Genomic DNA, 25558 nt, shown 5'->3' on the forward strand with positions numbered 1-25558 from the left:
TGATTTTGCATTGCGGTTGTCAGCCCTGCCGACCGGACTTGTCGCGGATCTCGGGCCAGGCACGTTGCAGGTAATAGCACATGGACCATACCGTCAGGACGGCAGCCAGCACGATCAGCACCTCGCCCAGCAACTCGAGCGACACGCCATATAGTGGGCGCCAATAAAGCAGGCAGGGAATGGCCACCATTTGCGCCACCGTCTTGAACTTGCCCAGCCGGTGCACCGCCACGCTGCCACTGGCGCCTATCTTGGCCATCCATTCGCGCAGCGCCGAGATGGTGATCTCGCGGCCGATGATGATCAGCGCAATAAAGGTGTCGACACGATTCAGGTCCAGCAGCACCAGCAGCGCCGCGCAGACCATCAGCTTGTCGGCCACCGGGTCCAGGAAAGCGCCGAAGGAGGAAGTCTGGTTCCAGCGCCTGGCCAGCCAACCATCAAACCAGTCGGTGAGCGCAGCCACAATGAAGGCGAATGCCGCCACGGTATCGCGCACGGGAACCGAGATCCAGTCCGACGGCACATAAAACAGCGCCACGACCAGCGGAATCATGGCAATGCGCAGCCAGGTCAGGGCAATAGGCAGATTAATTGGCATAAGATCAATACTACCTTATCGGAGCGCCAGATAGATGCGTTCTGCCAATTGGGCGGAAATCCCGTCCACGGAGCGCAAATCGTCGATGCTGGCGTCCACCACACCGGAAAATCCGCCGAAGCGGGCCAGCAGCTTTTGCCGCGTGCGTGCACCCACCCCCTCTATTTCTTCCAGGCGCGACACATTGCGCGCCTTGGCCCGTTGCGCCCGCATGCCGGTAATCGCAAACCGATGCGCCTCGTCCCGGATCTGTGCCACCAGCATCAGCGCGGCAGACTCGATGCCCAGGGCGACGGGAGGCCGTCCATCGACGAACACCAGGGTTTCCAGCCCCACCTTGCGGCCCTCCCCCTTGGCAACGCCAACAATGCTGCGCGTATCCAATCCCAATTCAACGAATACCTGGCGGGCAACTTCAACCTGCCCCTTGCCGCCATCGATCAGCACCACCGAGGGCATATCGGCCAGCCCGTCTGCAACACGGGCAAAGCGCCGCGTCAATACCTGGCGCATGGCGGCATAGTCGTCGCCAGGCGTGATGCCGGCAATGTTGTAGCGCCGATACAGCGAAGGCTGCATCGCATGATGCTGATAGACCACACAAGACGCCTGGGTGGCCTCGCCCGAGGTGTGGCTGATGTCAAAGCACTCGATATGCAGGGCGTCCAGTGCCGCTTCGTCAGTATCCAGCTCCAGCGCGGTGGCCAGCGCCAGGGTGCGCGCAGCGCGGGCACTGGACTCGCTCAATAGCCGGGCCAAGGCGAGCTCCGCGTTCTTGGTGGCCTGTTCCAGCCAGGTCTTGCGCACACCTTGCGGTTTGATCAGCACGCGGGCCTTCACGCCGGTTTGCTCGGCCAGCAGCCCTATCAGGTCCGGATCGGGCAAGGGATGGGAACACACCAGTACTGGCGGCATGCCGGTATCCAGGTAGTGCTGGGCAACAAATGCAGCCAGCACGTCGCCGGCGCTATCGTCGTGCGTGTGTGTGGGAAAGAAAGGCTTGTCGCCCAGATGGCGACCACCCCGTATCATGGCCAGGTTCACGCAGACACGCCCGCCGGCCGACGCAACGGCAATCACGTCCACATCGTCGTTGCCGACCTTCTCCATGGATTGCTGCTGCAACACCTTGGCCAACGCACCCATCTGATCACGCAGGGCCGCCGCCTGCTCGAAGTCCAGCGCTGCCGAAGCATCGTGCATGCGCTGCTCGATGTCGCGCAGCACCTGGGTGGCCTGCCCATCCAGAAAACGCACTGCCCTGTCCACATCCGCCTGATAGGCCTCTGCGGAGATCAAGTCCACGCAAGGCGCCGAACAGCGTCCGATCTGATACAGCAGGCACGGACGCGAGCGATTGGCATAGACGCTGTCTTCGCAGGTGCGCAGGCGAAATACGCGCTGCAGTATCTGTATGGTTTCGCGCACGGCCCATGCATTGGGGTAGGGACCGAAATAACGCCCCTTCCCGCTCGTGCTGCCACGGTAATAAGCAATGCGCGGGGTCTCGTGACCGCTGAGCATCAGATACGGATACGACTTGTCGTCGCGGAAGATGATGTTGTAGCGCGGCTTGAGCCGCTTGATCAGGTTGTTTTCCAGCAGCAGCGCTTCGGCTTCTGAGCGCGTGACCGTCACTTCCAGGCGCACCACGCGAGCCACCATATGGGTGATACGCGGGCTACTGTGCGTTTTCTGGAAGTACGAGGCAACACGGCGCTTAAGGTCGCGCGCCTTGCCGACATAAAGCACCTCGCCCTGCGCATCGATATGTCGATAGACGCCCGGGAGATTCGGCAGCTCAGCCAGAAACGATTTGAGATTGAAGTCGTCGGGCATATTGATAACGTTCATCGGCCTGCAGCGCATCCCAGCCGGGTGCCGCCTGTTGTGGCAGCAACCGGCGGATACGCGCCACGGACGCCGCATCATGATCGAAGGCGAGACGCGCCAGCAAATCGTCGGCAAGATCGGGCCGATTGCATACCAGGACCATATCGCAGCCAGCGCCCAGCGCAGCTTGCGCACGCGCCAGGATGTCGCCGGCCACCGTCGCGCCTTCCATTGTCAGGTCGTCCGAAAACACCACCCCGTCATAGCCGAGGTCCTGGCGCAGCACTTTCTGTATCCAGTGGCGTGAGAAGCCGGCAGGATGTGGGTCGACCTCGGGGTAAACAACATGAGCCGGCATTACGGATGGCAGCACCATGTCGCCTAGCCAGCCATACGGAGCCGCGTCTTCCTGCATGATGGTTTCAAAATCACGGGGGTCCACCGGAATTTCATGATGCGAGTCGGCCTCCACCGCACCGTGGCCGGGAAAATGCTTACCGCAAGCCGCCATCCCGGCCAGCATCAAGCCCTGGATCAAGGCGCGCGCCAGCATGGTGACGACACGCGGATCGCGATGAAAGGCGCGATTGCCGATAACCTTGCTGACGCCGTAGTCCAGATCCAGGACCGGTGTGAAGCTCAGGTCCACCCCGCAGGCGCGCAATTCGGCTCCCAGTACATAACCGGCTTCCGATGCCAGACGCATGGCTGCCAGCGAGTCTTCCGACCATAGTTCGCCAAAGACGCTCATGGCTGGAATTGGGGTGAAACCATCGGTGCGAAAACGCTGCACCCGCCCCCCTTCATGATCCACCGCGATCAGCAGCGGCTCGTCCCGCTCTTGATGAATCGCGCGGCACAAGCGATCCAGTTGTTCGCGGTCCTCGAAGTTGCGCGCAAACAAGATGACGCCGCCTACCAAGGGATCGCGCAGGCGCTTGCGTTCGTGGTCGGTCAGCACAGTGCCTTCCACGTCGACCATAACGGGACCGGGCGGCAGGCGGCCCGACGTGCTGTTCGCTGTCATAGAGTTTTCCGTTAAACCTTGCGGGATGAGTTCAGGGCTTCGACCACGACAAATGCCGCGACCATATCGCTCTCGTCGGTAATTGAAACATGAGCTGCGCCAAAGCGCTGCGCATACCAGCCAGCCAGGGGTTCGGTCAGCTGTACCCGCGGCTTGCCGCTGGGTTCGTTAAGCGTCTGCATGCGGGACCAGGTCATGGGACTGCGCATGCCCAGGCCTATGGCTTTGGAGAAGGCTTCCTTGGCGGCAAATCGGGAGGCCAGGAAGCGCAGGCCGCGGGCTGGGTCGCGCCCGTGGCGCAGCAGGAATTTTTCAAACTCTTGCGGGCCCAGTATGCGCCGGGCGAAACGGTCACCGTGGCGGGCATATACCTGCCCGATGCGGTCAACCCGCAGTAAATCCACGCCTATCCCACCCAACGCAGCAGCTACACCTTCCCGCGCATCCATTCGTCCGTCCGTAAGCCTGATCGAACGTTAAATGATACCTTGTTCGCTACGCTGGCGCCGGGCCTGCCGTACTAGCGCTGGCGCTTGTCGACCACGCGCCTGGCCTTGCCGGTCAGCGTACGCTCTACCAGTCCGGCCGACTGCACCGTAACGCGGGCCGAAACCCCGATATAGGTCTTGATGGCGTGCTTGAGCTTGCCGGCGACGACATCGCGATCGGCCACACTAAGGTGATCGAACTCGGGCCGCACCTCGGTAAGGATCTCCAGTTCGTCCATATTGCCGCTGCGCGTCAGCACCAACTGATACTGTGCAGCGAGCTCGGGCGTTTTCAGAACGATCTCTTCGACCTGGGTGGGAAACAAATTAACCCCGCGTACGATGAGCATGTCGTCGCTGCGACCGGTGATCTTGCCGATGCGGCGCATGCTGCGTGATGTGGGCGGCAGCAAGCGCGTGAGATCGCGGGTGCGATAGCGGATCACGGGCATGGCTTCCTTGGTCAAGGACGTGAACACCAGCTCGCCTTCCTCGCCATCGGGCACCACCTCGCCCGTGTTCGGGTTGATGATCTCTGGATAAAAGTGGTCTTCCCACACGACCGGGCCATCCTTGGATTCGACACACTCCATTGCCACACCCGGCCCCATGACTTCAGACAGGCCATAAATGTCGACCGCATCTATGCCGCCGCGCTGCTCAATGTCCTGGCGCATCTGCCCGGTCCACGGCTCGGCACCAAATATGCCAATACGCAAGGAACTGCTGCTCGGATCTATGCCCTGCCGTTCCATCTCTTCGATAATATTGCAGAAGTAGGAAGGCGTGACCATGATGATGTCTGGCTGGAAGTCGGTGATCAGTTGCACCTGCTTCTCGGTCTGTCCGCCGGACATGGGCACGACTGAACAACCGAGGCGCTCGGCTCCGTAATGCGCCCCCAAGCCGCCTGTGAACAGTCCATAGCCATAGGCCACGTGGACGATGTCTCCCGGCCGACCGCCGCCGGCCCAAATCGAGCGCGCGACCAGGTCGGCCCAGACGCTGATGTCCTTGGCCGTGTAGCCCACCACCGTGGGCTTGCCTGTGGTGCCACTGGATGCATGAATACGCAGCACCTGCTCGCGCGGGACGGCAAACATCTTGAAGGGATAGTTATCGCGCAGGTCTTGCTTGGTCGTGAACGGAAAGCGTGAAAGATCGGATAGCTGTTTCAAATCGTCCGGATGTACGCCTGCCTGATCGAACGCCTGTCGATAATGCGGCACATTATCGTAAGCATGCTTCAAGGACCACTTCATGCGCTCCAGCTGAAGGTTCTGCAACTCGTCTTTACTGGCATGCTCTATGGCGTCGCGACCGGCGCCCGACGATTCGGATTCAGACATTTTCCACTCCTACCCTTTGCTGTTTAAATTAGTTGCACGGAATTCAGTCGGCCACGACCTGGCCCTTGATGCGGTACGAACGGCCACGAAAAATGGCAATTCGCTTGCCGTCCTGATTGGTCACTTGTACATCGTAGACACCCGTACGGCCTGCCAGTGAGTACTCGCTGGCCGTTGCCGTCAATACATCGTCCTGGAAGGCGGGTGCCAGAAAATCGATGGTGCAGCCCGATGCCACCGTGGTGGCATTGCGCGAGTTACAGGCAAAGGCAAAGGTGCTGTCGGCCAAGGCAAATATGAAGCCGCCATGACAGGTCTTGTGACCGTTAAGCATATCGGTGCGTACGGTCATGCTCATGGATGCGGCGCCAGGCGCCACGGACACCACCTTGGCCCCCAGTGCCTTTGAGGCGGCATCGCCGTCATACATGGTTCTGGCAGTAAGCTCGGCCAGTGCCTGGGGATCATCGGGCAAGGTCGACGCGCCGGCAGCGGCGGCGACGGAAGAAGGCAAGCTCATTATTTACCCTTGAACACAGGCTGGCGTTTACCAAGAAAAGCCGATACGCCTTCGGCGTAGTCGGCCGTTGCGCCCAGTTCGCGCATCAGGTCGCGCTCCAGATCAAGTTGCTGATCCAGGGTGTTGGCCAGGCTTTGATTGAGCGCGCGCTTGGTATAGGCCAGGCCCTTGGTAGGCGCCGCGGCAAAATGCTGGGCTAGCTCATCCAGGCGTGCGCTCAGTTGATCGTCTGTCACACATTCCCAGATCAGCCCCCATTGTTCGGCCTTGCGGGCGCTGAGCTTGTCGCCAAGCAAAGCCAACCCGGCCGCGCGCGCCTGCCCGACCAGCCTGGGCAAGACATAGGTGCCGCCGGTATCGGGCAGCAAGCCCAGGCGGCAGAACGGCTGGATGAAGCTGGCCGACTCACACGCAATGACGATATCGCCAGCCAGGGCCAAATTGGCACCTGCACCCGCCGCCACGCCATTGATGCCCACCACCACTGGCAGCGGCAAGGCGCGCAAACGACGGACCATGGGTGCATAGTATTTTTCTATCGTGCTTCCCAAGTCGACGGGCGCGGCGCCCGCGCTCATTTGTCGCTCGGACAGATCCTGCCCGGCACAAAAGCCGCGACCGTTGCCGGTGATGACCAGCACGCGTGCCCCTTCGCTTTCTACCCGGCCAACAGCATCGGACAGCTCGCCATGCATGGCGGCCGTGAAGCTGTTCAGTTTCTCTGGCCGGTTCAGCGTGATGCGTGCAATGCCGTCCTTCAGTTCAAACAAGATACTTTCGTAGCTCATGATGTCTCCGTGTTGTCGTTTTATTTATACGTGCCAGCGAGTTTGCACCACGCGGAAACGATTGGCCACATAAGCCGTATCGGACAAGGAAGCATTGGCTGCCGGGTTGGCGCCCGTACCGTGGAAGTCACTGAAGGCGGCGGTCTGGTTCACGAATACGGCGCCGGTAAGGTTCAGCGACAGCGACACCCCTGCCCGCTCGGCGGCTTTCTCTGCTTGCTTGGCCACGGACTGGTCAGTGGTGTAGGCAGCCAGCGTCAAGGCGCCATGCTCGATGACAGTGCGCTGAGCCAGTTGCAGGCTGTGTTCCGTGGAGTCGGTAGCCACGACGAACACGATAGGACCGAACCATTCGCGCATGATCACATCGTTGTCGGCGTCGGCCTGCAGTACCAGCGGTGTCTGCACCTTGGCGCCTTCGAATTGCGGGTGCGTGAGCGACTGGCTATCTGCCAATATTGGCAAACCCAGCTTGCGCGCCGTCTCGATGCGTTCCAGCGTACCGGCGTTCTGTATGGCGCCAGTGATCTCGACCGCCCTGGCTGGATCCGCAACCAGCTTGGCAACCGCCTGGGCCAAGCCCGCCGCCACCTCGTCAAAGCTCATGCGGCCGTCGGCAGTCGCAATACCGTCGCGCGGCACATAAATGTTCTGCGGCGCGGTACACATCTGGCCGGAATACAGTGAAAAGGAAAACGCCAGATTGCGCGCCACGCTCTTGAAATCGTCGACGGAGTCGATAATGACCTGGTTGACGCCGGCCTTCTCCGTATAGACCTGCGCCTGGCTGGCTTCGGCTTCAAGCCAGTTGCCATTGGCACTGCTACCAGTGAAATCGATAATCTTGACGGCGGGATCCAATGCCAGCGTCTGGGCGGTGTCGTCGCCGGCATCATGCACGGCCAACAAGACAACATTAGGATCAAAGCCGGCTTCGGTTAGTACATCGCGCGCAATGGACACCGTGATGGCCAGGGGCAGAATCGCGCCGGGGTGGGGTTTGACGATAACCGCATTGCCCGTCGCCAGGCTGGCAAAGAAACCGGGGTAGCCATTCCAGGTGGGGAAGGTCGAGCAACCGATCACCAGCGCTACGCCGCGCGGCACGATGGTAAAGCGCTTCTGCATGCGGATAGGATCGTGCTTGCCTTGCGGCTTCTCCCAGGTGACTTCACCGGGTATGCGCGCCATCTCATTCCAGGCGTATGCCACCGCTTCCAGACCGCGGTCCTGAGCGTGTGGGCCACCGGCCTGAAAGGCCATCATGAAACCCTGGCCCGTGGTGTGTTGCACGGCGTAGGCCATTTCAAAACTGCGCTGGTTCACACGCTTCAAGATTTCAACGCTGACGCCGGCCCAGGCCTGCGGACCCGCCTCACGCCACGTTTCCAGCGCGGCCTGCGACTGGGCAATCAGCGTGGCGGCAGGAACCTGGGGATAGCGGATGCCCAGCTCGATACCGAAGGGCGAGACCTCCTTGCCAAACTGACCGGTGGCGCCGTCCAGCTGCAGCGGAAAATCCTTGCCGTGATAGGCCTCGAATGCCGCACGGCCCTCCTCGTTCGCTGTTTCGCCATAGACCCGTGGGCTGGGAGACTCGGGATATGGGCTCCAGTAGTCGCGCGTCGCTGCCGCGGCAACAGCCTGCTCGAGAACCTCCTGGTGAACTTTGAAAAAATCGGTGGACACAGTGCACTCCTGTTGTAAGGCCGACAGCAGTCAGCGACGGCCTTGAAATGAATAACGGACGGGCCGATGCGCTCGGCCCGTCCGGCAAAATGCGATCAGGTTTCTTGGTCGAAATCGATCACCAGCTTATCGGTAACCGGAAAACTCTGGCAACTTAGGACGAACCCGCGTGCGACTTCGTAGTCTTCAAGCGCAAAGTTGGCATCCATGTCGACTTCGCCCTCTGTCACCTTGCAGCGGCAGGTGGAACAGACACCACCCTTGCAAGAATAGGGCAGTTCTATACCCTGGGCCAGCGCCGAATCCAGCACGCTGTCTTTGTTTTTTTCGATGGTCAGTGTGCGCGTCAGGCCGTCTTGCACCACGGTCAGCTCGCACAGCTCGGCACCTGGTGCCTTGCGGGCTTCCTGGCCGGTGCGCAAGGCACGCGGCCCTTTGGGTGAACCAAAGAGCTCGAATTTAATGCGGGACTTGTCCAGTCCCTTGCCCTGGAGCGCCTCGATAACCGATTCGGTCATATCCTGAGGACCGCAGACAAAGGCATAGTCGATAAGGGTGGGATCCATCCAGGCACTCAACAACTGATCGACCTTGTCGCCATCCAGTCGTCCATTGAACAGCTCAATGTCCTGATGCTCGCGACTCATGACATACACCAGCGAAAAACGCTCCATATAGCGATTCTTGAGGTCTTCGATCTCTTCGCGGAACAGCACGGCCGACGAGGCACGATTGCCATAGAACAAGGTAAAACTGCTGCGCGGTTCGGTATCCAGCGCCGACTTTATCAGAGACAGAATCGGCGTTATGCCGCTGCCAACGGCAAAGGCAACATAGCGGCGTTGCTTGGCCGAGTCAAATTCCACCGTGAAGTGGCCATCGGGCGGCATGACATCCAGCGACAGGCCTGGCGCGAGCGTTTCGTTTGCCCAAGTGGAAAACGCCCCGTCATTCAGGCGCTTGATGGCAACCCGCAGTTGGCGGTCATGCGGCGCGGCACAGATGGAATAGGAGCGTCGCAGTTCCTCGCCCTGAACCTGCGTGCGCAAGGTCAGGTATTGGCCCGGACGGAAGGAAAAGGCGTCGTGCAGCTCCTGGGGAACATCGAAGGTCACGACCACGGCGTCGCGCGTGTTCTTCGCTACCGATGCCACTTTCAATGGATAGAACTGACTCATGAATCTAATGCGCCTTAAAATAATCAAAGGGTTCGCCGCAACCGTTGCAGCGGTACAGAGCCTTGCATGCAGTCGAACCGAAATGGCTGATCAGCCGCGTATGGCCGGAGCCACATAAGGGACAAGGCACGACCACCTCGGGGTTGCGCCGTGTCAGACCCGAAATGTCGATCGCCTTCTGGCCGGGCGGCGCAATGCCATAACCTCGTAGCGCCTCATGGCCTTTCTCGGTCATCCAGTCTGTTGTCCATGCCGGCGACAAGCGGCTTTCCACACGAACCGACGAAATGCCGCGGGCTTGCAATACACCGCGGATATCGGACTCAATGACTTCCATCGCGGGACAGCCCGAATACGTCGGGGTAATGGTGACCACGCAGGTGTCGCCGTCCCAGGCGATCTCGCGGATCAAGCCCAGGTCGACGATGGACAACACCGGGATTTCCGGATCGGCCACCTCGGTCAACCAACTGCGGACCTGTTCGATGGCTACGGGGGTGGTAGCGGTGGTCACCATACGGCTCCGGGATACGCGCGCTGAAGATGCTGCATCTCGGCCAGCATCAGGCTCAAGGCCTCGGTATGGCGACCATGAATGCCGCCACGGTATGCGAGATGATTGGCTTCGTCGGGCGCCGGCATGTTCAGTGTGGCCTCGGCAAGTGTCTGGGACACATGCGCCAGCCAATCGGGCCACAAGCTGGCATGGCTGGGCACCACGCCCGCATCGACCAAGGCCAGTGTGATGTCGTCGTCGACGAACAGCTCGCCGGCAAAGCGCCACGCGTTGTCCAGCGCCGCCTGCATGCGGCGGTGGCTCTCGGCTGTGCCGTCACCCAGGCGCACCATGATGTCGCCGGACCGACGCACATGGTAGGTAACTTCCTTGAGTGATTTCTCGGCGATTGCCGCCACGCGCTCATCGCTGGAACGCTCCAGCTTCTCGAGCAGAAAGTAATGCCAGACATCAAAAAGGAATTGACGCACGATGGTATCGCCGTAATGGCCGTTGTCCCGCTCGACTAGCAAGTAATTGCGGTAGTCGGGCGCATCGCGCAAATAGGCCAGTTGGTCCTCATCGCGTCCTTGGGCTTCGACTTCACCGGCCAAGGTCAACCACATGCGCGCCTGCCCCAGCAGGTCGAGCGCGATGTTGGTCATGGCAAGATCTTCTTCCAGGGCCGGTCCATGACCGGTCCATTCGGACAGCCGGTGCGACAGCACGAGGTTGCTGTCACCCAGACGTAGCAGATACTGAAACAGGGCTGGCTCCATACGGCCTCCTACATGTGCTTGATTTCTTCGGGCATGGGGAAGAAGGTGGGATGCCGATATATCTTGCTGTTGGCAGGCTCGAACAAAGGTTCCTTGTCGCCCGGACTGCTGGCGACCACATCGGCGGCTCGCACCACCCAGATGCTTAGACCCTCGTTGCGCCGCGTATAGACATCGCGTGCATTGTTGATTGCCATTTCGGCGTCGGGCGCATGCAAACTGCCTACATGCTTGTGGGCCAACCCATGCTGGCTGCGAATAAAGACCTCCCAAAGAGGCCATCCGTTCTGGCTCATGACTTGTATCCTTGCTGCCGCGCACTATGCCGGCATTGAAAAAAAGCGATCAGGCAACTGCCTTGCGTTGCGCCTGCTTGTCGGCATGCGCCATGAATGCATCCCGCACCCAGGCACCGTTCTCGTGAGCATCGACCCGCATCTGCAGACGCTCGCGGTTGCAAGGGCCGTGACCCTTGATGACTGCGTAAAACTCGGACCAGTCGATTTCGCCGAAATCGTAATGGCCGCGCTCTTCGTTCCATTTGAGGTCGGGGTCGGGCACGGTCAGGCCCAGGTACTCGGCCTGAGGCACGGTCTGGTCCACCATCTTCTGACGGAGCTCGTCATTTGAAAACAGCTTGATGCGCCATTGCATGGACTGTGCGCTGTTGGGGGAATCGGCATCCGACGGCCCGAACATCATCAGGGCGGGCCACCACCAGCGGTTGAACGCTTCCTGGCACATGTCCTTTTGCGCTTGCGTACCGTGCAGGCACATCTGGATCAGCAGGTCGTAGCCCTGACGTTGATGGAAAGACTCTTCCTTGCAGACGCGCACCATGGCCCGGGCGTAAGGACCATAAGAACAACGGCATAGCGGTATCTGGTTAATGATGGCCGAGCCGTCAACCAGCCATCCAATCATGCCGATGTCGGCCCAGGTAAGCGTCGGATAATTAAAGATACTTGAGTATTTGGCCTTGCCCGAATGCAGGTCGGCGACCAGGTCGTCGCGCGACACGCCCAGGGTCTCGGCAGCGCTGTACAAATACAAGCCATGCCCACACTCGTCCTGCACCTTGGCCAGCAAAATGGCCTTGCGCTTCAGTGAGGGCGCGCGGGTTATCCAGTTGCCCTCGGGCAGCATGCCGACGATTTCCGAATGCGCATGCTGCGAAATCTGACGGACCAGGGTTTTGCGATAAGCCTCGGGCATCCAGTCTTTGGCCTCGATGCGCACGCCTTCGTCCACACGTTCCTGAAATGAGCGTTCCAGCCCTGTCAGTTCGTCTACGGAACGAACGCTCTTGACACCGGTTTCGACTAATTGCGCGTACATGAATGTCTCCTTGACGGCCGGAGGGCCTTATCCATACCCTTGATTATTTAATACAAAAATATTGCTGTCAATCAATATTTAGTATCAAATAGGGTTTTCAAGGCTTTCGGATAAGATGGCCTGCCAGTAAAAGGATAAGGATGTCATGCAGGACACGCCCACCCCCTTGCAACGCCTGATACATGCTTTGCTCGAGCGCGACCCGCCGCGGGCCAAGTCTTTGTGCGTCACGCTGCTGGGTGACGCCATTGAACCGCATGGCGGCAGCATATGGCTTAGCGACCTGATCGAGCTGGTCACGCCCCTGGGTATCAACGAGCGTTTGCTGCGCACCAGCGTATTTCGGCTGGTTGCCCAACACTGGCTGCAATCAGAACGCCACGGGCGGCGCAGCCTTTACCGCCTGAGCGACCAGGGGCTGGAACTGACCCGCCAGGCATCGGGACGCATCTATGACGGTTCGTCAGAGCAGTGGGACGGTGATTGGACACTGGTGATATTGCCCCGCTTCGGCAATGGCAGCATGGACCGCCGCGGCGAATTGCGGCGCGAACTGATCTGGGCCGGCTTCGGGGCCATCGCCCCCGGCGTCTTCGCCCTGCCCCGCGATCAAACCACCGTCGCCAGAAAAGTGCTGGACAAGCTCAAGCTGAACGATCATGCGCTGATGTTGGGCGCCCACGAGCTGAACCACAGCAAGGGTCTGCAGATCAGTATGCTGATCTCACAATGCTGGGATCTTGACGGGGTGGCGCAGCAGTACGAGTCGTTTTGCACCACCTTTGGCCCGATGCTGGCATCCGCCACTGCGCAGATGCGGCCATCGCAGGCCTTCGCCCTCAGGGCGCTGACGCTGCACGAATGGCGCCGCATCGTGCTGCATGACCCGCAACTGCCCACGCAGATGTTGCCGACAAACTGGCCGGGCCACAAGGCGCGTGAGCTATGCGGCGAACTGTATTGGACGGTCTTCGAATTGGCCGAAGAGCATCTGGATCAGGTACTGGGGCAAGACCCGGTTCGATACCAGCCTCTCAAGCCGTATGTACTGCAGCGCTTCGGCGGCCGGCCTGACACCACGCCGGCTGCGATGGCTACAGCTTGATGAAGTGCTCGCGGTAGTGCTTGAGCTCTTCGATGGACTCGTAGATATCGGCCAGCGCCTCGTGTCGGCTTTGCTTCACAAAGCTCTTGTACACTTCAGGCTTCCAGCGCAAAGACAGCTCTTTCAAGGTACTGACGTCCAGATTACGATAGTGAAAATAGGCCTCGAGACGGGGCATATACTTGACCATGAAGCGGCGATCCTGGCCGATGGTATTGCCGCACATCGGCGACTTTCCGGAAGGCACATGCTGGGCCAGAAAGGCCAGCAACTGGTCTTCGGCCTCGGCTTCCGTCAGCGTCGAAGCCTTGACCTTGTCGATCAAGCCGCTTTTTCCATGGGTGGACTGGTTCCATTTATCCATGGCATCAAGCAGCGCATCGCTTTGGTGTATAACCAGTACCGGGCCTTCCGCGACAAACGACAGATCGGGCTCGGTGACCACCACGGCGACTTCAATAATGCGTTCTTTTTCAGGGTCCAGCCCGGTCATTTCCATATCGAGCCACACTAAACGCTGATCATTCGTCGCCATATCAATTTTTCCTTAAAACACTGATTTTCGCATACGCCCCCGGATCCTATGTTTACTCTGCTGTTCGTTGCCCTCCTTCTTACCGACCTTGCGGTCCGGTTCTGGCTGGCCGCCCGCCAGATACGTCATGTTCAGACGCATCGCGGGCAAGTGCCAGCCGAGTTCTCGGATCGCATCGGCTTGCACAGCCATCAGCGGGCGGCCGACTACACCGCTGCCAAGATGCAGTTCGGCATGCTGGAGCGCGTGGTGGAAGCTGCCGCCCTGGTGGGCTTTACCTTGCTGGGCGGCTTGCAGTTCCTGGATGCACAACTGGGGCTGCTTATCGACAACGAGATGCTGCGTCAATTGGCATTGCTGGGGGCCGTGCTGGCCATCATGGGCGTTATTGGCCTGCCATTTTCGGCCTGGCGCAAGTTTCGTCTGGAGGCCCGGTTTGGCTTTAACCGCATGACGCCGCGTCTGTTCATCATCGACTCCGCCAAGGCCCTCTTCCTTACCCTACTGTTTGGCACACCACTGGCCGCAGGCGTGCTGTGGATTATGGGCAATGCAGGCGAAAACTGGATATGGTGGGCCTGGGGCATTTGGGTGGCGTTCAATATCCTGATGCTATGGCTTTTTCCGACCGTGATCGCGCCCATGTTCAATCGCTTCACGCCATTGGACAACCCCGAAATGGCGCAACGCATCCAGGCCCTGGCCAAGCGCTGCGGTTTCTCGCTGCGGGGGCTGTTCGTGATGGACGGCTCAACACGATCTGCCCATGGCAATGCTTATTTCACGGGCTTCGGCAAAAGCCGTCGCATTGTCTTCTTCGATACCCTGCTCAACCGCCTGAACGTCGACGAGGTCGAAGCGGTGCTTGCGCACGAGCTGGGCCACTTCAAGCACAAGCACATCATCAAGCGCATGATCGTAACCTTCAGCGTGGCCCTGGGTTTCTTCGTCTTGCTGGGCTGGCTATCGAATCAGGTGTGGTTCTATACCGGGTTGGGCGTGGTGCCGCAACTGGGCCGGCCCAACGACGCGCTCGCGCTGATTTTGCTGTTTTTGGTCATACCTGTTTTCACGTTCTGGGTCACGCCTGTGGCCAGTTGGCTATCGCGGCGCGACGAATTCCAGGCCGATCGCTATGCGGCGCATCAGTGCTCGCCGGACTGGCTGGTATCGGCCCTGGTGAAGCTTTACGACGATAACGCCGCAACGCTTACACCCGACCCGGTCCACTCGGCCTTTTACGACAGTCATCCACCGGCTGTGATACGCATCCAGCATCTGAAACATGGATAAGGCCACTGCGCTGCGCGGCCGCATTATTGCTGCGCACGGGCGACATTACACCGTGGAACTGACGGACGGCAGCGTCCGAAAATGCTTTCCGCGTGGCAAAAAGGCCGGCGCAACGGTCGGCGACCAGGTTCTCATCTCGCCCCAGGGAGAGCGCGAAGGCGCAATCGATGAAGTGCTGCCGCGACGCAACCTGCTGTACCGCTCGGACGACATGCGCACCAAGCAGTTCGCGGCCAATGTCGATCAGCTGCTTATCGTGGTGGCGCCAGAGCCGCTGTTTTCCGATGATCTTCTTGGCCGCGCACTGGTGGCCGCGCGCAGTGCCGACATCGAGCCTGTCATCCTCTTGAACAAGGTCGACTTGCAGGACGCATTGCCGCGCGCTCGTCAGCGGCTGGACAAGCTGGCCAATGCCGGCATCCCGATTATCGAACTCAGCGCTTATGCGCCCGATGAACTGCGCGCCATTCTGCACCCCCTGCTGAAGGACCGCTGCAGCCTTTTGCTGGGACAAAGCGGAATGGGAAAATCCACCTTGCTGAATGTGCTGGTGCCCGATGCCGGTGCGCACACGCAGGCGCACTCGGAAGCCCTGGGGGCCGGAAAACACACCACCACCAGTACACGGCTTTACCATCTTCCGGACGGCTCGGGCGACATCATCGATTCACCGGGCTTCCAGGCCTTTGGTCTGTATCACCTTAATGCGACCGATATCGAGCGCGGCTTTCCAGAATTCGTAGATGGCATCGCGCATTGCCGTTACTACAATTGCACGCACAGGCATGAGCCGGGATGCGGCGTGCTGGCGGCCCTGGAACGCGGCGACATTCCGGTAGAACGCCACGAGCTTTACAAACGCATACTGGCCGAAAACGAGGCCCAAGGCCGGTACTGACAGACCAGATCGCTACGCGGGTGCTGGCGTTCAGCGCCCCAGCCTGGCCTGCGCCGCTGCGAGATAATGATAGAAGTTGCGGATCAGCGCGGCCGTGGCGCCCCAGATGAAGTACGTTTGCCAGTTGATGGAAAAATACAAGCGATGGCCGCCGCCCGGCAGTTGCGCCTCGTGCAGCTGATGCAAGCGGGTGTCCATCAGTACAGACAAAGGCACCTCGAATACGTCAGCCACTTCGGTGAGGTCGGGTGTAATCGTGAACCCGGGGCGTATCAGCCCTATCACGGGCTTCATCGTAAAGCAGGTCGAGGTCAGAAAGCCGGGTTGTGTGCCGATCAGTTGTATGAATTCAGGATCAACCCCGATTTCTTCTTGCGTTTCGCGCAAGGCGGCCGCTATGGCGTCAGCGTCGCTCGGCTCGATGCGGCCACCCGGGAAGCATATCTGCCCCGCATGATCGTATAGATGCGAAGCCCGGCGGGTAAACAACACATGCAGGCCGGAAGGACGTTGAATCAACGGGAAGAATACGGCGGCCTGAGTGATATCGGGGCGTCGATAGACGTCCTCGCTGAAGGCATCCGAAAAAATGGGTTCTACCTGCCACGACACCGGGGTTTGGAAAGCGGTCCGTATGAAGTCCAGCTCGATGCTGGAGGTGGATAGCGGCGGCAGGGATTTGCTGGGCACGACAGGCTGGACTTGCGGGTCAAAACCCGCCGGTACAGCGATGCGTCGGGGTCGAGAAGGTACAGGGGTTTCAGCCATAGACTCAAAAAACCAAAGGCACCCGTGCGGGTGCCTTTGCAGTGTATCGGGAGCGGGCAGCTTATTGAACAGCAGCCTTCTTGGCCGACTTGCGGACCAGTTTTTCCTTGATACGTGCAGCCTTACCCGAACGGCTACGCAGGTAATAAAGTTTAGCACGACGGACGTCGCCGCGGCGCTTGACTTCGATGCTGGCAATTTGGGGCGAGTAAAGCTGGAAGGTACGCTCTACGGCAACGTTGGAAGAAATTTTGCGCACGATAAATGACGAGTTAAGGCCACGATTGCGGCGACCAATAACAACGCCTTCGTAGGCCTGAACGCGCTTGCGCGTGCCTTCGACTACGTTCACGTTAACAATAACGGTGTCGCCGGGGCCAAACTGTGGCCGGGCTTCGCCGCCGGTAAGGCGCGCGATTTCTTCTTGTTCGATGGTTTCGATAAGGTTCACAATGAACACTCCAGGTTTCATCTTGATGCGGCTGCGGTTTTTTTCGCGGGGTTTACGACCGGTGCTGCTGTGCTGCCATACTGGCAATACTACGCTAGCCGTCAGAGGATGAGTTAGCAAAGCCTGCTATTGTACAAGTAAATGGGCCGGTTTAAAAGCCGCTTGCCACACCCAGCCACATCAGCCCCGGAATGCTGGCACCCCATACCGCCACAAGACAGATATCGGCCACCATGGCGCCGCGCGTAAGATTGGCCGGGCGGCCATTGCCCTGACGGGCTGGGAAAGGCCATTTGGAAGGTGTGTTGTCTGTTTTTAGTGTTTTCATAGTGGTCTCGGATAACTGTTGTTAAACACAGTACTTCTATAAATGTACTGTATAAAAAAACAGCATCGAATGCAAGCACTATTTTCAAGCGGCGTGCAGGCCCTGTCATCACCCAATAAAAAACCCGCCGGCTTCCTAGCGGGCGGGTCTGTGTGGCAAGCAAGCAAAAAGGCCGCGAGGGCCTGAGGCTGGCCTTACTTATTGGGCTGCGGCGTAACGCGCAAGTAAGGACGCACTTCCGTATAGCCCTTGGGGAATTTTTCTTTCAGCACGGCTTCGTCTTTCAGTGAAGGAACGATGATGACGTCGTCGCCGTCTTCCCAGTTGACCGGCGTGGCCACGCTGTGGCTGTCTGTCAGTTGCAGCGAATCGAGCACACGCAAGATCTCGTTGAAATTGCGGCCGGTACTTGCCGGGTAGGTCAGCGTCAGGCGTATCTTCTTGTTGGGGTCGATGATGAACACCGAACGCACAGTTGCCGTGGTACTGGCATTAGGGTGGATCATGTCGTACAAGGTCGACACCTTGCGGTCCTCGTCGGCCAGAATGGGGTACTCGACCTTGGTCTTCTGGGTGTCGTTGATGTCTTCGATCCATTTGCGGTGCGATTCGGCATCGTCCACCGACACCGCGATGACCTTGGCATTACGCTTGGCAAACTCGCCGGACACAATGGCCGTGTAACCCAGCTCGGTCGTGCACACAGGTGTGAAATCGGCCGGGTGCGAAAACAGAACGCCCCAGCTGTCGCCCAAGAACTCGTAAAAACGAATCTTGCCAATGGAGGAATCCTGTTCGAAATCGGGGGCGGTATCGCCCAAACGCAGTGTCGTCATGGCAGCTCTCTTGAAAATAAAACAACAAGGAAATCGTATCCCTTATATTGTGGCAGCATAAGCAAACCAAAGGAAATACGTTTTTTGTATAACTTTATATGCCGATGGTTGTAGCAGCGTACCGATTCGCCACCACGCCTTCGGTGATGCCTTGGGCGCAGGCCTGGGCACGCGGCAGGATGTGAGCGGCATAAAATACACTGGTTGCGAGCTTTTGCCGGCAGAACTCCGGCGCCTGCTGCTGTACCGAAGGCTGACTGCAAACCAGCGCCGCCCTGGCCAATTGCCAGCCGGCATGCACCACGCCAGCAAGCATCAAGTAAGGCACGCTGCCCAGGAACACTGCGGGCAAGGATGCCTGGCTATTTTTCAAAGCGAATTCGGTTGCTTGCTCGTAGGCAGTCACCGCAGCATCCAGCCGCCGACCTATCAAGGCCAGGCCATCGGAGTGATCTGTAGATGCGCTGGCCGCGGCCTGCAACTCGGACACCGTAGCGCGCATCTCGGCTGCCAGATGCCTTGCGACCTGGCCACCGTTGCGCAGAATCTTGCGGCCGACAAAATCATTGGCCTGTATGGCCGTGGTGCCTTCGTAAATCGGCAAGATGCGGGCATCGCGGTAGTACTGCGCGGCGCCGGTCTCTTCGATAAAGCCCATGCCGCCATGGACTTGCACGCCCAGCGAGGCGACCTCTACCGAGGCTTCAGTGGAAAAGCCCTTGACGACAGGCACCAGGTACTCGTACAGCGCCTTGTTGCGTTCCTGCTCGGCAGGATCCGGATGACGGCGCGATTTATCGCAAGCCGCCGCCGCCACATAAGCCAGTGCGCGGGCACCTTCGGTAAGACCGCGCATGGTAAGCAGCATGCGTTGTACATCGGGATGATGGGCGATCGTGACAGGCCCCGCCGAACCTTCCAGCGCCTGCCCTTGCACGCGCTCGTTTGCATAGGCCGTGGCCTGCTGCAAGGCACGTTCGGACAAGGCCACGCCCTGAACACCCACCGCATAGCGGGCGGCGTTCATCATGATGAACATGTATTCCAGCCCGCGGTTCTCTTCGCCGACCAGATAACCGGTGGCGCCTTCGCCACCGTTCGAGCCGTACATCAGCACTGCTGTCGGGCTGCCATGTATGCCCAACTTGTGCTCTAGCGAGGCGCACACGACATCGTTGCGTTCGCCCAGCGAGCCATCGGCATCGACCAAAAACTTGGGCACGATGAACAGCGAAATGCCCTTCACCCCTTTGGGCGCGTCGGGCGTGCGGGCCAGCACCAGATGGACGATGTTCTCGGCCATGTCGTGCTCGCCATAAGTGATGAAGATCTTCTGGCCGAAAAGCCCGTAGACGCCCTCGCCACGCGGCACGGCCTTGGTTGCCACCTGTGCCAGATCAGAGCCTGCCTGCGGCTCGGTCAGGTTCATGGTGCCTGTCCAGCGGCCCTCCAGCATGGGTGGGATGAACAAGGACTGCTGGGCCTTGCTGCCTACCGCCGTCAGGGCTTCGATCACCCCGTCCGTCAACAAGGGACACAGGGAAAAAGCGAGATTGGCCGCGTTGATGTTCTCGCTGGCCGGAGCGCCGACCAGCTTGGGCAGACCCTGGCCGCCCCATTCGACGTCGTGTTGCAGACCTTGCCAACCGCCTTGCGCAAAGGCCTCGAAGGCTTCCTTGAAGCCGGGTGAGGTCGTGACCTTGCCGTCGGACCATGTGGCTGGCGCAGTGTCGCCGCTGCGATTCAGTGGCGCAATCGCCTGCTCGACAAAGCGGGCGTTCTCGTCGAGCACCGCATCCACGAGATCTTCTGACAACTCTTCAAAACCCGGCAGGGCCAGTACGCCTTGCAGGTCAGCCAAGTGCCTGAGATTGAAACGGATATCCTGGATGGGTGCGCGATAGCTCATGGTGTCTCCGAATATTTACAGTGCGTCAACCAGTTCCGGTACCGCCTGGAACAAATCGGCGACCAGCCCATAGTCGGCGACACCAAAAATAGGCGCCTCGGCATCCTTGTTGATGGCAACGATGACTTTGGAATCTTTCATGCCGGCCAAATGCTGTATGGCACCGGAAATACCCACCGCTACGTACAACTGCGGCGCTACGATTTTGCCGGTCTGGCCGACCTGCCAATCGTTGGGTGCGTAACCGGCGTCAACCGCCGCGCGCGAGGCGCCCAGTGCTGCCCCGAGCTTGTCGGCCAGCGGATCCAGTATCTTGAAGTTCTCGGCGCTGCCCATGCCGCGGCCGCCGGACACAACAACGGGCGCTCCGGCCAGCTCGGGCCGATCGCTCTTGGCCACCTCGCGGCCCACAAACGAAGACACGCCCGCATCACCGACAGCGGTAATGGGCTCGACCGTTGCGCTGCCACCCTGTGCCGCCACGGCATCAAAAGCGGTCGTACGGACGGTGATGACCTTGACGGTATCCAAAGCCTGCACGGTGGCAATGGCGTTGCCTGCATAAATGGGTCGGGTGTAAGTGTCGGGGGATTCGACGGAAATAATGTCGGAGACCTGGCCGACATCGAGCTTGGCTGCAACGCGAGGCGCCACATTCTTGCCAGCCGCAGTCGCCGGGAAAAAGATATGGCTGTACGAGCCAGCCACCGCCAGCACCTGCGCGGCAACGTTCTCGGCCAGGCCGTCGGCCAGTGCCGGTCCGTCAGCCAGCAGCACCTTGGCAACACCCGTTGCCTGGGCGGCCTGGTCGGCTACGGCCTGGATGCCTTGCCCTGCCACCAGCACATGAATGTCGCCGCCAACCTTCGCTGCTGCGGCGATGGTGTTCAGCGTAGCGCCCTTGAGTTCGGCGTTATCGTGTTCTGCAATTACCAATATTGTCATTTAAACCACCTTTGCTTCATTCTTTAGTTTGTCCACGAGCGTCGCCACATCAGGCACCATGATGCCGGCCGAGCGGGCGGGCGGCTCTGTGACCTTGAGCGTTTTCAGGCGTGGCGTGACGTCAACGCCAAGCTCTTCCGGCGTAAGGGTGTCCAGTGTCTTCTTCTTGGCCTTCATGATGTTGGGCAAGGTGACGTAACGCGGTTCGTTCAAGCGCAGGTCGGTCGTGATGACGGCAGGCAGTTTCAGGGACAGCGTTTCCAGGCCACCGTCCACTTCGCGTGTGACCGTAACCGAATCGCCCGAGACCTCAACCTTGCTGGCAAAAGTCGCTTGCGGCCAGTCGAGCAATGCCGCCAGCATCTGGCCGGTCTGATTGGCGTCGTCGTCAATAGCCTGCTTGCCCAGAACAACCAGTTGCGGCTGTTCTTTGTCGACCAGCGCCTTCAGCAGCTTGGCAACCGCCAATGGCTGCAGCTCGACGTCGGTCTGCAACAGCACGGCGCGATCGGCGCCAATTGCCATGGCGGTACGCAAAGTTTCCTGGCATTGGGCAGTACCGCAAGACACAGCCACAACTTCAGTGACGACGCCCTTTTCTTTCAGACGGGTCGCTTCTTCGACCGCGATCTCGTCAAACGGATTCATGGACATTTTGACATTGGCGATGTCCACGCCTGTTTGATCGGATTTGACGCGCACTTTGACGTTGTAATCAACCACACGCTTGACAGGTACCAGAACCTTCATCGAGCCTTCTCCAGAAAAACTAAAAAGCAAAATTCGTACAGAACAAAGTCTCTTATTCTACAGCTTTGCCAGAGCCCTGATGTGAGCGGTCACGCTGCGCCCAAGAGCTGACAAACTGTAGCCGCCTTCAAGAAAGCTGACGATCCGGCCCGAGGCAGTTTCGTCCGCAAGCGCGACCAACTGGCTGGTCATCCAGGCATAGTCGGCCTCAACCAAACCCAGTTGCCCCATTTCGTCTTCCCGGTGCCCGTCGAAGCCGGCCGAAATCAAGATCAGTTGCGGGCGAAAGGCCTGTAGGCGGGGCAACAGCACGTCGCTGAACAGCATGCGGATGTCATCGCCCTTGCTGTAGGCATCGATCGGGATATTGAGCATATTGGCCGCGGCCGGCTGCTGATGGCTGTTCGGAAAGAGCGGATGCTGGAAAAAGCTGCACATCAGGACGCGCTCATCGCCGGCGAACATTTCTTCGGTGCCGTTACCGTGATGCACATCGAAATCGACCACAGCCACGCGCTCCAGCCCATGCTGTTCCAGAGCATAAGCTGCCGCAACGGCAATATTATTCAGAAAGCAGAAGCCCATCGCCTGAGCATGGCGCGCATGGTGGCCGGGTGGGCGTACCGCGCAAAAGGCCTTGCGGTGCGTATTGCCCATTACGGCATCCACTCCGGTAATACCCGCACCGGCGGCCGCCCATGCTGCTTCGATCGTGTGCGTATTCATGGCGGTGTCCTCATCTACCGCAAAATAGCCACTGGCCGGCGCGTGCCGACGCAGGTACGCCAGATGCTCGGCAGCGTGCACACGCAGCAAGTCGGCATCGGATGCGGGCTCGGCCTGGCATTGATCGACAAAGTCCAAGATGCCGCTGGCCACCAGTTGGTCGTTCAGCGCGTCCAGGCGCTCGGGGCATTCGGGATGGCCGCTGCCCATTTCATGCAGCCGACATGCGGGATGAGTAATATATAGAGTCTCCATAAGGATGATTATGTTCAAACCGGTCCGTAGTTTGCAAGTCGGCTGTATAGCAGTGCTTCTCGCGGGTTGTGCCGCCAATCAAACAGCAGCAGTAGCCCCCGCTCCAATGCAAGTCGTGCCCGCCACCGCGGTCACACAAAATACCGCTCAACCGCTTTCCCTTCCAGCACCAGCGCCGTCCATCCAGGCCGGGATCTCCACACCGGGCTCTGCAGTTTTTCGTCAGGCCAACGGCGACCTTACCCCCAACTTGCAGGCTTATGCGCGCGAAGTCGCGAACGCTCGCGGTGTCCCGCTGTCGCACGTAGAGGCGTTACTGCGCACGGCCAACTATGACGCGGCCGCCGTCAAGTTGATGACGCCTTCGGGCAATCGCATACGGCGCAGTTGGGTCACTTACCGCAATCGCTTCGTCGAACCCATACGCATCAACGCCGGCGAACGCTTCTGGAGCGAAAACCGCAGCACTCTCGATAGCGTCGCCACGACCTACGGCGTGCCACCGTCCATCATCGTGGCCATCATCGGCATCGAAACCGTTTATGGCCGCAACACCGGTAGCTTCCGAGTGCTGGATGTCTTGACGACGCTGGGCTTTCGCTATCCCGACCCCAGTCGGCCGGAACGCAGCCAGTTATTTCGAGATCAACTGGCAGACCTGATCGAGCTGGACTACAAAAAACAGTTGAACGCCCTGGAGGTCAGCGGATCGTTTGCCGGCGCAATGGGCTTGCCGCAATTCATGCCGGGCAGCCTGATGCGCTATGCCGCCGACGGCGACCGCGACGGCCGCATCGATTTGCTTTACAGCGTCGACGATGCCATTGCCTCGGTCGCGCGATTCTTGCGGCTGCATGGCTGGGTACCAGGGCTGCCGGTATTTGCGCCGGCCGCGGCGGGGCCCAATGCGGCCTCTTTGGTCGCAGGTGGCCTGATACCCACCTACGATTGGGCGCAACTGGAAGCGGCCGGAGCCACGCTGCGCACTCCAACAGCCGCCAGCACGGCGGCGCTGCGCCCTGTAAGCCATGCGTCGGAAGCTGGCGCGGCTGCGCCCTGGCAGCAGCATAAGCTGGGCGTGGTCGACCTGGTGGACGAACCGCGCAAGCTGGCCGAGTACCGTATCGGCACACCCAACTTCTTTGCCATCACGCACTACAACCGTAGCTACTTCTATGCAAGCTCAGTTGCGGATCTGGCCCACGCCCTGGCCGATCGCATGGGCTACGGCTGGCCTAATTGAAAACGCCCGTAGAAAGATAGCGGTCGCCACGATCGCATACGATGAAGACGATGGTGGCGTTTTCTACCCTTGCAGCGACGCGCAAGGCGGCGATCAGGGCTCCGGCGGACGATATACCGCCGAATATGCCTTCCTCGGCTGCCAGCCGGCGCGCCATTTGCTCGGCGTCTGCTTGGGCGATCAGTTCGAAACTGTCGACCTTGCTGGGCTGATAGATGCGCGGCTGATAGGCCTCGGGCCATTTGCGGATGCCGGGTATCTGAGAGCCTTCGGCAGGCTGCGCGCCGACGATCTGGATATTTTCATTGCGTGAGCGCAAATACGAACCCACACCCATGATGGTGCCCGTGGTGCCCATCGCGCTGACGAAATGGGTGATCTGGCCGTCCGTCTGTTGCCACAGTTCGGGCCCCGTGGTTTCGATATGGGCCCGCACGTTGTCTTCGTTGGCGAATTGGTCCAGCACCTTGCCCTTGCCTTCGGCCTGCATGCTTGCGGCCAGATCGCGGGCGTATTCCATGCCGCCCTGGCTGGCGGGTGTCAGGATCAATTCGGCGCCATACGCCGTCATGGAAGCGCGACGCTCGACCGACAGATTATCGGGCATGATGAGGACCATCTTGTAGCCGCGGATAGCCGCCGTCATGGCCAGGGCAATGCCGGTATTGCCGCTGGTGGCCTCGATGAGCGTGTCGCCGGGTTTGATCTCGCCGCGCTCTTCGGCGTGGCGGATCATGGCGCTGGCGGCCCTGTCCTTGACCGAGCCGGCGGGGTTGTTTCCCTCCAGCTTGGCCAGGATGACGTTGCCTCGCTTTTGTCCGACATCGCCGGGAATGCGTTGCAGGCTTACCAGTGGCGTAGCACCGATGGTGTCTTGGATAGTCATGTACTTTTTCATGCCAGAAATCATACACCTTAGTGCCCGCCCTGTTCAGGATGCCGACGCGCCGGCTACTTGGCCTTGGCTCGGGGCGCCCCTGCGGCGGGATGCACGGCGGCTGCCGGCGGGCCGGCAGTCAGGCCGGCGGATTGCAGTGCCGCCGCTTTTTTGGGGCCGATACCCTTGACGCGATCGGAGAGGTCTTCGATGGATTCGTATCGACCGCCACGCTTGCGCTCGTCGATGATGATTTGAGCGGTCTTGGGGCCTATGCCCCGCAAACTGCGCAGTTGTTCGAGGGTGGCCTGATTGACGTCGATGCCGCGGGCCAGGCCGGGTAGTGCCACCCCGGCAATCACGCCCAGCGCCATGCGAAAAAGCGCGCGCCGCCCTGGCCGGCGTGCAGGCACGGCTGCATCGGCGTAGCGGGAACAAGAGTCGTGGGCCAAGGGCCGCGCAACAGTGGATTCAGTAAACGGGTTCATGAGCTGCCTCCGAGTAAAGGAAACAACATCATGGCGCCATCGGCCTGGCACCGCTACGCAGCGCT

Annotated in this window: 28 protein-coding genes; 4 read left to right on the forward strand and 24 right to left on the reverse strand. The window is 59.9% G+C overall.

What is annotated here, in order from left to right:
• Positions 1-19: 19 nt before the first annotated feature.
• The 13 genes from pgsA to paaA all read right to left on the reverse strand — a co-directional run bounded on the left by pgsA (position 20) and on the right by paaA (position 12086).
• A complete protein-coding gene (gene pgsA / locus CKA81_RS07045) occupies positions 20-601 on the reverse strand; it encodes a CDP-diacylglycerol--glycerol-3-phosphate 3-phosphatidyltransferase (protein WP_128354666.1) in 582 nt (193 codons plus the stop codon).
• A 15-nt stretch (positions 602-616) separates the two neighbouring features.
• A complete protein-coding gene (gene uvrC, locus CKA81_RS07050) occupies positions 617-2440 on the reverse strand; it encodes an excinuclease ABC subunit UvrC (protein WP_128356656.1) in 1824 nt (607 codons plus the stop codon).
• Positions 2403-3461 carry a beta-N-acetylhexosaminidase gene (gene nagZ / locus CKA81_RS07055; protein WP_128354667.1) on the reverse strand — a complete coding sequence of 353 codons (1059 nt, stop codon included), beginning with the start codon at positions 3459-3461 and terminating at the stop codon, positions 2403-2405. The genes uvrC and nagZ overlap by 38 nt, the downstream gene beginning before the upstream one ends.
• 11 nt (positions 3462-3472) lie before the next feature.
• A complete protein-coding gene (acpS, locus tag CKA81_RS07060; RefSeq protein WP_128354668.1) occupies positions 3473-3910 on the reverse strand; it encodes a holo-ACP synthase in 438 nt (145 codons plus the stop codon).
• Positions 3911-3981: 71 nt separating this feature from the next.
• Positions 3982-5298 (reverse strand): phenylacetate--CoA ligase PaaK, encoded by a 1317-nt coding sequence (gene paaK / locus CKA81_RS07065; RefSeq protein ID WP_128354669.1) that lies wholly within the window; start codon positions 5296-5298, stop codon positions 3982-3984.
• A gap of 43 nt (positions 5299-5341) precedes the next feature.
• On the reverse strand, positions 5342-5818 hold the full coding sequence (paaI, locus tag CKA81_RS07070) for a hydroxyphenylacetyl-CoA thioesterase PaaI (protein ID WP_128354670.1): 477 nt from the start codon (positions 5816-5818) through the stop codon (positions 5342-5344).
• Positions 5818-6606: a 2-(1,2-epoxy-1,2-dihydrophenyl)acetyl-CoA isomerase PaaG gene (gene paaG / locus CKA81_RS07075; RefSeq protein WP_128354671.1), complete on the reverse strand. Its 789-nt coding sequence runs from the start codon at positions 6604-6606 to the stop codon at positions 5818-5820. The genes paaI and paaG overlap by 1 nt, the downstream gene beginning before the upstream one ends.
• 24 nt (positions 6607-6630) lie before the next feature.
• On the reverse strand, positions 6631-8295 hold the full coding sequence (gene paaN / locus CKA81_RS07080) for a phenylacetic acid degradation protein PaaN (RefSeq protein ID WP_128354672.1): 1665 nt from the start codon (positions 8293-8295) through the stop codon (positions 6631-6633).
• Between the two features lie 95 nt (positions 8296-8390).
• Positions 8391-9473 (reverse strand): 1,2-phenylacetyl-CoA epoxidase subunit PaaE, encoded by a 1083-nt coding sequence (gene paaE / locus CKA81_RS07085; RefSeq protein ID WP_128354673.1) that lies wholly within the window; start codon positions 9471-9473, stop codon positions 8391-8393.
• Positions 9474-9477: 4 nt separating this feature from the next.
• The gene (gene paaD, locus CKA81_RS07090; RefSeq protein ID WP_128354674.1) at positions 9478-9990 is read right to left on the reverse strand and encodes a 1,2-phenylacetyl-CoA epoxidase subunit PaaD; all 513 of its coding nucleotides are present in this window, start codon (positions 9988-9990) and stop codon (positions 9478-9480) included.
• Entirely contained in the window at positions 9984-10748 is a 765-nt protein-coding gene (paaC, locus tag CKA81_RS07095) for a 1,2-phenylacetyl-CoA epoxidase subunit PaaC (protein ID WP_128354675.1), read from the reverse strand. Before paaC ends, paaD begins: the two co-directional genes overlap by 7 nt.
• Positions 10749-10756: 8 nt before the next feature.
• Positions 10757-11044, reverse strand: a complete 288-nt coding sequence (paaB, locus tag CKA81_RS07100; RefSeq protein ID WP_128354676.1) for a 1,2-phenylacetyl-CoA epoxidase subunit PaaB — start codon at positions 11042-11044, stop codon at positions 10757-10759.
• A gap of 49 nt (positions 11045-11093) precedes the next feature.
• On the reverse strand, positions 11094-12086 hold the full coding sequence (paaA, locus tag CKA81_RS07105; RefSeq protein ID WP_128354677.1) for a 1,2-phenylacetyl-CoA epoxidase subunit PaaA: 993 nt from the start codon (positions 12084-12086) through the stop codon (positions 11094-11096).
• Positions 12087-12231: 145 nt separating this feature from the next.
• On the opposite strand from paaA, the gene paaX reads away from it, so the two are divergent.
• Entirely contained in the window at positions 12232-13191 is a 960-nt protein-coding gene (gene paaX, locus CKA81_RS07110) for a phenylacetic acid degradation operon negative regulatory protein PaaX (RefSeq protein WP_128354678.1), read from the forward strand.
• On the opposite strand, the gene orn is transcribed toward paaX, so the two are convergent.
• On the reverse strand, positions 13181-13726 hold the full coding sequence (orn, locus tag CKA81_RS07115; protein WP_128354679.1) for an oligoribonuclease: 546 nt from the start codon (positions 13724-13726) through the stop codon (positions 13181-13183). The genes paaX and orn overlap by 11 nt on opposite strands.
• A gap of 48 nt (positions 13727-13774) precedes the next feature.
• Here orn and CKA81_RS07120 point away from each other — a divergent pair, with 48 nt between their 5' ends.
• Both CKA81_RS07120 and rsgA read left to right on the forward strand, forming a co-directional pair.
• Positions 13775-15019 (forward strand): M48 family metallopeptidase, encoded by a 1245-nt coding sequence (locus tag CKA81_RS07120; RefSeq protein WP_128354680.1) that lies wholly within the window; start codon positions 13775-13777, stop codon positions 15017-15019.
• On the forward strand, positions 15012-15917 hold the full coding sequence (rsgA, locus tag CKA81_RS07125) for a ribosome small subunit-dependent GTPase A (RefSeq protein WP_128354681.1): 906 nt from the start codon (positions 15012-15014) through the stop codon (positions 15915-15917). Before CKA81_RS07120 ends, rsgA begins: the two co-directional genes overlap by 8 nt.
• Positions 15918-15947: 30 nt before the next feature.
• Here the strand turns inward: rsgA and CKA81_RS07130 are convergent, their stop codons facing one another.
• The 8 genes from CKA81_RS07130 to CKA81_RS07160 all read right to left on the reverse strand — a co-directional run bounded on the left by CKA81_RS07130 (position 15948) and on the right by CKA81_RS07160 (position 22885).
• Positions 15948-16685, reverse strand: a complete 738-nt coding sequence (locus tag CKA81_RS07130; protein WP_128354682.1) for a CoA pyrophosphatase — start codon at positions 16683-16685, stop codon at positions 15948-15950.
• Between the two features lie 61 nt (positions 16686-16746).
• Entirely contained in the window at positions 16747-17136 is a 390-nt protein-coding gene (rplS, locus tag CKA81_RS07135) for a 50S ribosomal protein L19 (protein WP_128354683.1), read from the reverse strand.
• A gap of 151 nt (positions 17137-17287) precedes the next feature.
• Positions 17288-17464, reverse strand: coding sequence for a hypothetical protein (locus tag CKA81_RS17065; protein ID WP_164878364.1), 177 nt, complete (start codon positions 17462-17464; stop codon positions 17288-17290).
• A gap of 194 nt (positions 17465-17658) precedes the next feature.
• On the reverse strand, positions 17659-18300 hold the full coding sequence (locus tag CKA81_RS07140; protein ID WP_128354684.1) for a peroxiredoxin: 642 nt from the start codon (positions 18298-18300) through the stop codon (positions 17659-17661).
• Between the two features lie 94 nt (positions 18301-18394).
• On the reverse strand, positions 18395-20209 hold the full coding sequence (locus CKA81_RS07145; protein ID WP_128354685.1) for an acyl-CoA dehydrogenase: 1815 nt from the start codon (positions 20207-20209) through the stop codon (positions 18395-18397).
• Between the two features lie 15 nt (positions 20210-20224).
• Complete coding sequence (locus CKA81_RS07150; protein WP_128354686.1) at positions 20225-21154, reverse strand: electron transfer flavoprotein subunit alpha/FixB family protein; 930 nt, start codon at positions 21152-21154, stop codon at positions 20225-20227.
• The gene (locus CKA81_RS07155; protein WP_128354687.1) at positions 21155-21904 is read right to left on the reverse strand and encodes an electron transfer flavoprotein subunit beta/FixA family protein; all 750 of its coding nucleotides are present in this window, start codon (positions 21902-21904) and stop codon (positions 21155-21157) included.
• A gap of 57 nt (positions 21905-21961) precedes the next feature.
• Positions 21962-22885, reverse strand: coding sequence for a histone deacetylase family protein (locus tag CKA81_RS07160; RefSeq protein WP_128354688.1), 924 nt, complete (start codon positions 22883-22885; stop codon positions 21962-21964).
• Positions 22886-22895: 10 nt separating this feature from the next.
• Between CKA81_RS07160 and mltB the strand changes: the two genes are divergently transcribed.
• Entirely contained in the window at positions 22896-24128 is a 1233-nt protein-coding gene (gene mltB / locus CKA81_RS07165) for a lytic murein transglycosylase B (protein ID WP_128354689.1), read from the forward strand.
• Here mltB and cysM read toward each other — a convergent pair.
• Complete coding sequence (cysM, locus tag CKA81_RS07170; RefSeq protein ID WP_128354690.1) at positions 24121-25026, reverse strand: cysteine synthase CysM; 906 nt, start codon at positions 25024-25026, stop codon at positions 24121-24123. The genes mltB and cysM overlap by 8 nt on opposite strands.
• Before the next feature lie 53 nt (positions 25027-25079).
• Positions 25080-25493 (reverse strand): ComEA family DNA-binding protein, encoded by a 414-nt coding sequence (locus tag CKA81_RS07175; RefSeq protein ID WP_128354691.1) that lies wholly within the window; start codon positions 25491-25493, stop codon positions 25080-25082.
• Positions 25494-25558: the final 65 nt, after the last annotated feature.

Source organism: Pollutimonas thiosulfatoxidans (genome assembly GCF_004022565.1).
Classification (GTDB): Bacteria; Pseudomonadota; Gammaproteobacteria; order Burkholderiales; family Burkholderiaceae_B; genus Pusillimonas_D; species Pusillimonas_D thiosulfatoxidans.